At 35.0% G+C, this 10,745-nt stretch carries 6 protein-coding genes; all 6 read right to left on the reverse strand.

Going from position 1 to position 10,745, the window contains the following annotated elements:
* Positions 1 to 57: 57 nt before the first annotated feature.
* Positions 58 to 2,127 (reverse strand): elongation factor G, encoded by a 2,070-nt coding sequence (fusA, locus tag RT714_RS15580; RefSeq protein WP_313758897.1) that lies wholly within the window; start codon positions 2,125 to 2,127, stop codon positions 58 to 60.
* Between the two features lie 57 nt (positions 2,128 to 2,184).
* Positions 2,185 to 2,655, reverse strand: coding sequence for a 30S ribosomal protein S7 (gene rpsG / locus RT714_RS15585; RefSeq protein ID WP_313758898.1), 471 nt, complete (start codon positions 2,653 to 2,655; stop codon positions 2,185 to 2,187).
* A 117-nt stretch (positions 2,656 to 2,772) separates the two neighbouring features.
* Positions 2,773 to 3,195, reverse strand: coding sequence for a 30S ribosomal protein S12 (gene rpsL, locus RT714_RS15590; RefSeq protein WP_313758900.1), 423 nt, complete (start codon positions 3,193 to 3,195; stop codon positions 2,773 to 2,775).
* Between the two features lie 28 nt (positions 3,196 to 3,223).
* Positions 3,224 to 3,466, reverse strand: a complete 243-nt coding sequence (locus tag RT714_RS15595) for a ribosomal L7Ae/L30e/S12e/Gadd45 family protein (RefSeq protein ID WP_313758902.1) — start codon at positions 3,464 to 3,466, stop codon at positions 3,224 to 3,226.
* Between the two features lie 110 nt (positions 3,467 to 3,576).
* Entirely contained in the window at positions 3,577 to 7,104 is a 3,528-nt protein-coding gene (gene rpoC / locus RT714_RS15600) for a DNA-directed RNA polymerase subunit beta' (RefSeq protein WP_313758903.1), read from the reverse strand.
* A gap of 33 nt (positions 7,105 to 7,137) precedes the next feature.
* A partial coding sequence (gene rpoB, locus RT714_RS15605; RefSeq protein ID WP_313758904.1) for a DNA-directed RNA polymerase subunit beta occupies positions 7,138 to 10,745 on the reverse strand: 3,608 nt, incomplete at its 5' end.

The following is a 10,745-nucleotide window of genomic DNA, read 5'->3' on the forward strand; positions in this document are numbered from 1 at the left end:
GGTTTAGTTCTTTCAAATTTTGCTTTTGCCATTTCAATTTTCCTCCTTAATTATAGATTATTTCTTGCCTGTAATTTTTTCTGCAATGCTATTTGGCACTGACTCATAGTGATCAAATTGCATAGAGTATACTCCTCTACCTTGAGTATTAGAACGAAGGTCTGTTGCATAACCAAACATTTCTGACAGCGGCACAAAACCTCTAATTACTTGAGCACCACTTCTTAGTTCCATTCCTTCTATTCTACCTCTTCTAGAGTTTATATCTCCTATAACATCACCCATGTACTCTTCTGGTACTATTACTTCTACCTTCATCATCGGTTCAAGTAATGTTGGCTTAGCCTTTGAAATAGCTTCTCTAACACCCATAGAGCCTGCTATCTTAAATGCCATTTCTGAAGAGTCTACGTCATGGTATGATCCATCATAAAGAGTAACTTTTATATCTAACACTGGATAACCACCAATAACACCTGATTCTAAGGCTTCTTGAATTCCATTATCTATAGCTCCGATGTATTCCTTAGGAATTACTCCTCCTACTATAGCGTTTACAAATTCATAGCCTCCACCTGGTTCTTGTGGTTGTACTTTTAATTTTACGTGACCGTATTGTCCACGACCACCAGATTGTCTTACATATTTTCCTTCTGCTTCTGCAGGAGCTTGAATAGATTCTTTATATGCTACTTGTGGACTACCTACATTTGCCTCAACTTTGAATTCCCTAAGAAGTCTATCAACAATTATCTCTAGGTGAAGCTCACCCATTCCTGCAATTATTGTTTGACCTGTTTCTTCATCAGTATAAGTCTTAAATGTTGGATCCTCCTCAGCTAATTTAGCTAATGCAGTAGCCATTTTATCTTGAGATGCTTTTGTCTTCGGCTCTATAGCTACGTGAATAACCGGCTCTGGGAATTCCATAGTTTCTAAAATTATTGGATTTGTATCATCGGACAAAGTATCACCTGTAGAAGTATCTTTTAACCCTACAGCAGCTGCTATATCTCCTGCAAATACCTCATCAACCTCTTCCCTTTTATTAGCATGCATAAGTAGTATTCTACCTATTCTTTCCCTCTTGCCTTTACTAGTATTTTGTACATAGCTACCTGATTTAAGGCTACCTGAGTAAACCCTAAAGTAAGCAAGTTTTCCTATAAAAGGATCTGATACTATTTTAAATGCTAATGCTGAAAATGGTTCTTTATCTGATGCTAATCTCTCTTCTTCTTCATCCGAGTTTAAGCTCATACCTTTAACTGGCGGTATGTCTAGCGGAGAAGGCAGATAGTCGATTATGGCATCTAAAAGAGGCTGTACTCCTCTATTCCTATAGGAAGAACCACAAAGGACAGGCGTTATAGCAACTTTGTTAGTTGCAGTTCTAATACCTCTCATAAGTTCTTCAGTAGTTATTTCTTCACCTTCTAAATATTTCATCATTAGTTCTTCATCATATTCAGCTATATTCTCAAGTAAATTTTCTCTATATTCTTTGGCTAAATCTAACATATCAGATGGTATTTCAGTTATTTCATACTTTTCACCTAAATCATCATGATAAATTCTAGCATTCATATTAACTAAATCAACTACTCCTAGAAAGCTATCTTCTTTTCCAATTGGTAATTGTATAGGTACTGGATTGGCTTTAAGTCTATCTTTAATCATTCCTATTGCCCTAAAGAAGTCTGCTCCAAAAATATCCATCTTGTTAACAAATGCTAATCTAGGTACATGATATTTATCTGCTTGCCTCCAAACAGTTTCAGATTGAGGTTCAACTCCACCTTTAGCACAGAATAAAGCTACAGCTCCATCAAGGATACGTAATGACCTTTCTACTTCTACAGTAAAATCCACGTGTCCTGGCGTGTCTATAACGTTAATTCTATGCTCTCTCCACATACATGTAGTTGCAGCGGAAGTAATAGTGATTCCTCTTTCTTGTTCTTGCTCCATCCAATCCATTTGGGCACCGCCCTCATGGGTCTCTCCTACTTTGTGTATCTTACCAGTGTAAAACAAAATTCTCTCTGTGGTGGTTGTTTTTCCTGCATCAATATGAGCCATTATGCCGATGTTTCTAGTTCTTTCCAATGAAATTTGTCTTGGCACAATTTTTCCTCCTTCTTCTTGATTCTTAGTCCCCCTCCACACAATAAAAACGATATATTACCATCTGTAATGTGCGAAAGCTTTATTAGCTTCAGCCATCTTGTGAGTGTCTTCTCTTTTCTTAACGCTTGCACCCATACCATTTGAAGCGTCTAAGATTTCTTTTGCTAATTTTTCAACCATAGTTTTTTCTCCTCTTTTTCTTGAATAGTCTACTAACCATCTAAGACCAAGAGTTTCTCTTCTCTCTGTTCTTACTTCTATCGGCACTTGATAAGTTGCTCCACCAATACGTCTTGCCTTTACTTCTAATACAGGCATGATATTGTTCATAGCTTTATAGAATACTTCTAATGCATCTTCATTAGTTTTTTCTTGAATATAATCAAAAGCTCCATAAACTATATTTTGGGCAATTCCTTTCTTGCCGTCTAACATAATCCCATTAATTAATTTAGTTACTACCAAATCATTATAAATAGGATCAGGCATAACTTCTCTTTTTGGTACATGTCCTTTTCTTGGCACTTTACTTCCCTCCTTAACTATATAGAGTTGATTCATTGGTACTCGACAATTATATTGCCGTACCGCGCCAAAATGCATATATATAAACGGATTATTAATCCTGCATTTTAAGCATTATTACTTCTTGTTAGCCTTTGGCTTCTTAGCTCCATATTTAGATCTACTTTGCATTCTTTTGTCAACGCCAGAAGCATCCAAGGTACCCCTAACAATATGGTATCTAACACCTGGAAGGTCTTTAACTCTTCCACCTCTTATTAGAACAACACTATGCTCTTGTAAATTGTGTCCAATTCCTGGAATATATGCTGCAACTTCTTCACCATTAGTAAGTCTTATCCTTGCAACCTTTCTTAAAGCTGAGTTAGGTTTTTTAGGTGTAACTGTTCTAACAGCAACACATACCCCTCTTTTCTGAGGTGAATTTACTTCAGTTTCCTTCTTTTTTAATGTGTTTAGATTCACTCCTAAAGCAGGAGATTTTGATTTGTAAACAACTTTATCTCTGCCTCTTTTAATTAATTGGTTAATGGTTGGCATCAAGGCACCTCCTTCTATTTTTTATATATTATTTTACTAACGCAGCAGTTGCTGCATTAACATCAATACCACAAGCATCTCCTAACTTCTTCATATTATCTACATAAATAACTTGAACATGCTTGTCAATGCAAATTTCTTTGATTTCGTCTGTAATCTTATTTTCTGCATCCTTAGCTATAAAAACCGCTTCAATTTCCTGGGAATTCAAAGCTCTTTTTACCTGCTTGGCACCAACAATTTTATTGTTAGCATTAAGTTTTGATAGCATAAAATCTTCCCCCTCCTTTAAACACTTTAAAGATTATGTGGGCTAAATCCCACATAATCTTTATGTCATCCAGAGTATTTTCTAAGTTTACACACTAATACATTCTATCATCAGTTATTTTCACTGTCAACATTTAATTCTTCTAAAACTTGAATATTTTCATCTCCTGAAATTTCAATGTTCCTATATCTTCTCATTCCTGTTCCTGCTGGAATAAGTTTTCCAATAATAACATTCTCCTTAAGTCCTAGAAGAAAATCTTCCTTACCTTCAATTGCAGCTTGAGTTAAAACCCTAGTTGTTTCTTGGAATGAAGCTGCTGATAAAAACGAATCAGTGGCTAGGGAAGCCTTTGTAATTCCCAATAAAGTTTTTCTTCCTACTGCTGGTTCTAGTCCTTCTTCTATAGCTTTTCTATTATTTTCTCCAAAATCATGTGAACTAACTAAAGAACCAGGTAACATATCTGTATCTCCTGCATCCTCTACTTTTACCTTAGATAACATTTGCTTTACAATTATTTCAATATGTTTATCATTAATATCTACACCTTGTAACCTATAAACCCTCTGAACTTCCTTCACCAAATAATTTTGAACACCTTGTACTCCTTTGATCTTAAGTATATCATGAGGATTTACTGAACCATCAGTTAACTCATCACCTGCTTCAACTATATCTCCAGGCCTTACTTTCAATCTAGACCCATAAACTATATTATAATTCATAGATTCTCCATTTGATGAAGTAACTATAACTTCTTTCTTTCTCTTACTCTCTTCTATACTAACTACTCCTGAATTTTCTGTAATAACTGCAAGCCCTTTTGGCTTTCTTGCTTCAAATAGCTCTTCAACTCTAGGCAAACCTTGGGTGATATCGGCTCCAGCAACTCCACCAGTATGGAATGTACGCATTGTAAGCTGTGTACCAGGTTCACCAATTGACTGAGCCGCAATAATTCCAACTGCCTCACCAATATTTACCTCATCTCCTGTAGCTAAATTTCTACCATAACAATGAGCACAAACTCCATGTTTAGCCTTACACCCCAATACAGAACGTACTTTGACTTCTGTTATTCCAACATTTTGGATTAACTCTGCCTGACTACCTGAAATCATTTCATTTTCTCTAACTATTATTTCTCCCGTTTCAGGATTTACTATATCTTCAAAAGCATATCTTCCATCAATTCTATCATGTAATTCTTCAATTACTTCCCTACCATCCTTAAAAGGTTTAATCAACAAGTATTCATCCGTTCCACAATCCACTTCTCTAACTATAACATCTTGACTTACGTCAACTAATCTTCTAGTTAAATACCCTGAGTCTGCGGTTCTAAGAGCTGTATCTGCTAATCCTTTTCTAGAACCATGTGTTGAAACGAAGAATTCCAATACACTAAGTCCTTCTCTAAAGTTTGATTTAATAGGAATCTCTATGGTTCTACCGGATGCAGATGCCATAAGCCCCCTCATACCTGCTAACTGTCTAATTTGGTTTACACTACCTCTAGCACCAGATAAAGACATGATATAAATATTGTTCATTGGATCTAATCCATCCATCAATATATCAGTTAAATCATCAGTAGTCTTGTTCCAGATTTCAATGACCTTTTCATATCTTTCATCATCTGATATAAGCCCTCTACGATAAGACCTTTCAAATTTATCAACTTGTTCCTGAGCCTTTGCCAATAGCTCAGGTTTTGATTCCGGAACAAATATATCACCCATAGAGATAGATATCGCTCCTATTGTCGAGTAGTGGAAACCAGTTTCCTTAATATGGTCTAATACTGTTGCAGTAACTGCATTCCCATGTTTTCTAAAGCATTTCTCTATAATATTTCCTAATGTCTTTTTATTTACAACTATATCAACTTCTAATGAATATTTATCTTTAGTTCTGTCTACAAATCCTAAATCTTGAGGTAAATGTTCATTTAATATAAATCTTCCAACTGTAGATTCAACTAAATGACCTTTATCATTTTCGTCTAATCTCATTCTAACTTTTACTTTGGCATGTAATCCTACAGAACCATTATAGTAAGCATGTAGCATTTCATCAAAATCTTTAAATATCATACCTTCTCCAGGTTCACCAGGAGATTCAAGAGATAAATAATAAGCTCCTAAAACCATATCCTGAGTTGGAGTAGTAATTGGCTTACCATCCTTTGGTGCAAGAATGTTATTTGTAGATAGCATTAAAAGTCTTGCTTCTGCTTGTGCCTCTGTTGATAAAGGTACGTGAACAGCCATCTGGTCACCATCAAAGTCAGCATTATATGCTGTACATACTAATGGATGTAATTTAATGGCTTTTCCTTCAACTAATACAGGCTCAAATGCTTGTATCCCCAATCTGTGAAGTGTGGGAGCCCTATTTAGAAGTACTGGATGGTCTTTTATTACAGCATCTAATACATCCCAGACTTGCGGCTTTACTCTTTCAACCATTCTTTTAGCAGATTTTATATTATGAGCATGCCCTTCTTCTACTAATTTCTTCATTACAAATGGTTTAAATAACTCAAGAGCCATTTTCTTTGGTATCCCACATTGGTAGAATTTAAGTTCTGGTCCAACTACGATTACTGAACGTCCAGAATAATCTACCCTCTTACCAAGTAAGTTTTGTCTAAATCTTCCCTGCTTACCTTTAAGCATATCTGATAGGGACTTCAATGGTCTATTACCTGGTCCCGTTACAGGTCTTCCACGACGACCATTATCTATAAGGGCATCTACTGCTTCTTGAAGCATTCTTTTCTCATTTCTAACAATAATATCTGGTGCCCCTAGATCTAAAAGTCTTTTAAGTCTATTGTTTCTATTTATAACTCTTCTATACAAATCATTTAAATCAGATGTTGCAAATCTTCCACCATCTAATTGTACCATCGGTCTAAGGTCTGGTGGTATTACTGGAATAACATCTAATATCATCCATTCTGGTCTATTCCCTGATTTTCTAAATGCTTCTACCACTTCTAATCTTCTTGTTATTCTTACCTTTTTTTGACCTGAGGCATCTTTTAATTGTTGCCTTAACTCATTTGACTCTTTATCCAAATCAATCTTTTCCAATAACGCCTTTATTGCTTCTGCACCCATCATAGCTCTAAATTTATTATGATATTTCTCATAGTTTTCCCTATATTCTGTTTCCGTTAAAAGTTGCTTTTCATAAAGAGAAGTATCTCCTCCATCTATAACAATATAGGATGCAAAATATAGAACTTTTTCTAATGATCTTGGTGACATATCTAATAAAAGTCCCATTCTGCTAGGAATACCTTTAAAATACCATATATGAGATACTGGGGCGGCTAACTCAATATGCCCTAATCTCTCTCTACGAACCTTAGATTTTGTAACCTCAACCCCACATCTATCACATACTACGCCTTTATATCTTACTCTCTTATATTTCCCACAATGGCACTCCCAGTCCTTTGTAGGTCCAAATATTTTTTCACAAAACAAACCTTCTTTCTCAGGTTTCAATGTTCTATAATTTATTGTTTCAGGTTTCTTTACTTCTCCTTTAGACCATTGTCTGATTTTTTCTGGTGAAGCCAGCCCAATTTTAATTGAATCAAATGTATTGAATTCAAACAAGGAGCGTTCTCTCCTTTCTATAATAAAATTAAATTAAAAATCATCATAATCTTCTTCTTCATCATAGTCATCTTCTTCAAAGTCAATGTTAACATCCATATCTTCATCTTCTTCTAAAATAAAACCTGTAGGTATAGCTCCACTTATGCTATCTACAATTTCACTTTCATCTTTTTCTTCATCTTCATCATTAGAAAACACCTTTTCTCCTGCTAATTCTTCGCTTATAGTTTCTAAATCTGATAATTCGTCGTCAACTGACTCTTGAATTTCTATTTCAGTTTTATCTTCCGATATAATTTTCATATCTAATGATAAACTTTGAAGTTCTTTTATTAATACTTTAAAAGATTCTGGAATACCAGGTTCAGGAATGTTTTCTCCCTTAACTACTGCCTCATAAGTTTTAACCCTACCTACAATATCATCTGACTTAACTGTTAATATTTCCTGTAGTGTATGAGCCGCTCCATATGCTTCGAGAGCCCAAACTTCCATCTCTCCAAATCTTTGCCCACCAAATTGAGCTTTTCCTCCTAATGGCTGTTGAGTAACTAAGGAATATGGTCCAGTTGATCTAGCATGAATCTTGTCATCAACAAGGTGATGTAATTTCAACATATACATATATCCTACGGTTACTGGACTGTTAAAGTTTTCCCCAGTCCTTCCATCTCTAAGATAAATCTTACCATTTTCTGGATACCCTGCATCTTTTAAAGCTTGAATGATATCTTCTTCATTAGCACCATCAAATACTGGTGTAGCAACATGCCAGCCTAGTTTCTTAGCAGCAAGTCCTAAGTGAACCTCCAACACTTGCCCTAAATTCATACGTGAAGGTACTCCAAGAGGATTTAATACTATTTCAACCGGTGTACCGTCTGGTAAATAAGGCATATCTTCTTCTGGCATTATCCTAGAAACTACCCCTTTATTTCCATGGCGTCCACACATTTTATCTCCGACATTTATCTTTCTTTTCGTAGCTATATATACTCTTATCATTTGGTTAACTCCTGGAGGTAGTTCATCTCCATTTTCCCTAGAGAAAATTTTAACATCTACTATGATACCAGCTTCACCATGAGGAACCCTAAGAGATGTATCTCTAACCTCTCTAGCTTTTTCTCCAAATATAGCTCGAAGCAATCTTTCTTCAGCGGTTAATTCTGTTTCTCCTTTAGGTGTTACCTTTCCAACTAATATATCCCCAGATTTTACTTCGGCACCTATTCTGATAATTCCTCTTTCATCTAAATCCTTTAACATATCATCTCCAACGTTGGGGATATCTCTAGTTATTTCTTCTGGTCCTAATTTCGTATCTCTAGCTTCTGATTCATACTCCTCTATATGAACTGAAGTTAAAACATCTTCCATTACCAATCTTTCATTAATTAAAATAGCATCCTCATAGTTATAACCCTCCCAGGTCATGAAAGCTATTAGAATATTTTTACCTAATGCAATCTCTCCTAGGTTTGTACTTGGACCATCTGCTATGACCTGACCCTTTTCAACCCTCTCGCCCTTTGCTACAATAGGTCTTTGGTTTATAGTAGTACCTTGATTAGAACGCTTAAACTTCAATAATTTATATCTTTCTAATTTATTATCTTCATCTTTTCTTACAACTATTTCAGCAGAACTTACCTTTTCTACAATCCCAGAGTGATTAGACAAAACTACAGTTCCAGAGTCTTTAGCCGCCTTATACTCAATTCCTGTTCCAATAACTGGAGCTTCTGTTTTTAAAAGCGGAACTGCCTGTCTCTGCATGTTTGCGCCCATCAATGCCCTGTTAGCGTCATCATTCTCTAAGAATGGAATCATTGCAGTACCAACAGACACAAGTTGCTTAGGGGAAACATCCATATAGTCAACTTCATCAGTTGGAAATATATCTATAGCTCCACTCTTACCTCTTGCTATAACCCTTTTGTTTTGAATTTCTCCATCATCTGTTAATTTTTCATTTGACTGTGCAATAATAAATTCATCTTCTACATCAGCAGTTAAATAATGAATTTCTCCTGTGACTTTACCAGTTCCCTTTTTTATTTTTCTATAAGGGGATTCAATAAAACCATATTCATTGATTCTTGCATAAGTTGTTAGTGAAGTTATCAGCCCTATATTAGGTCCTTCTGGCGTTTCAATTGGACACATCCTACCGTAATGTGAATTATGAACGTCCCTTACCTCAAAACCTGCTCTATCACGGCTAAGTCCTCCTGGTCCTAATGCAGACATTCTTCTCTTATGTGTTAATTCTGCCAGTGGATTTGTCTGATCCATGAATTGAGATAATTGGCTGCTACCAAAAAATTCTTTAATTGAAGCAACTACTGGTCTTATATTTATTAAATCTTGAGGTGTCACAACATCAATATCTTGTATAGTCATTCTTTCTCTAACTACTCTTTCCATACGAGACAAACCTATTCTAAATTGATTTTGTAATAACTCTCCAACAGATCTAAGTCTTCTATTTCCTAAATGATCAATATCATCTGTACTTCCAATTCCATCAAATAAATTTAATTCATAATTTATAGATGCAATAATATCATCTACAGTAATATTCTTTGGAGATAACTCCTTTATCCTTTCACTTATAGATACTTTTAATTCTTCCATATCATCATAAGTATCCACTAGTTCCTTCATTAAAGGATAATATACCTTTTCTTTAATCCCCAGTTCATCCAGTGAAAATGGTAAATCAAATACCTTGGAGTCAACAAAATTATTCCCTAAAACCCTTACTGTTCTTCCATCTTCCAATAATACATCCACCATATTTATACCACTATTTTCAACTTCTATAGCTTGATCTCTAGTGATTTTTTCACCTTTGGGTACTAATATTTCCCCAGTTTCTAAATTATATATATCATTGGCTGCCCTTTTACCATATATTCTATTATATAGAGCTAGTTTCTTATTAAATTTATATCTTCCTACCTTAGCTAAATCGTATCTTTTAGGATCAAAAAATAAATTAGTAATAAGAGTCCTAGCACTATCTACTGTAGGTGGCTCTCCAGGTCTAAGTCTCTTATATATTTCGATTAACGCTTCTTCTTCATTAGTAGTGTTATCTTTTTCTAATGTATTTAATATTTGCTCACTTTCACCAAGTAGTTCAATAATTTCCGAATTACTTTGAAGTCCTAAAATTCTAAGCAAAGTCGTAATAGGCACCTTTCTTGTCCTATCCACTCTTACATATACAATATCATTAGAATCTGATTCGTACTCTAACCAAGCACCTCTATTTGGTATTAGTGTAGAAGAATACAATCTCTTTCCTGTTTTATCAATTTCCTCTACAAAATAAACACCTGGAGACCTAACTAATTGGCTAACAACTACTCTCTCGGCACCATTAATAATAAATGTACCCTTATCAGTCATTAAAGGCAAATCACCCATAAAAACTTCTTGCTCTTTTACCTCACCAGTTTCCTTATTAATGAGTCTGACCTTTACCTTTAGTGGTGCTGAATAATTAGCATCTCTTTCTCTTGCTTCATCCTCATCGTATTTAATATTTTGTCCAATATGGTAATCAACAAACTCTAATATAAGATTACCAGTATAGTCTTGAATGGGAGAAATATCTTCAAAAACTT

It is taken from the genome of Tissierella sp., from assembly GCF_032104385.1.
Lineage (GTDB): Bacteria > Bacillota > Clostridia > Tissierellales > Tissierellaceae > Tissierella.

Bases quoted from the DNA above. Each gene is read 5' to 3' on its own strand.
- rpsL (WP_313758900.1), bottom strand. From the start codon at position 3,195: ATGCCAACCATTAACCAATTAATTAAAAGAGGCAGAGATAAAGTTGTT.
- RT714_RS15595 (WP_313758902.1), bottom strand. From the start codon at position 3,466: ATGCTATCAAAACTTAATGCTAACAATAAAATTGTTGGTGCCAAGCAG.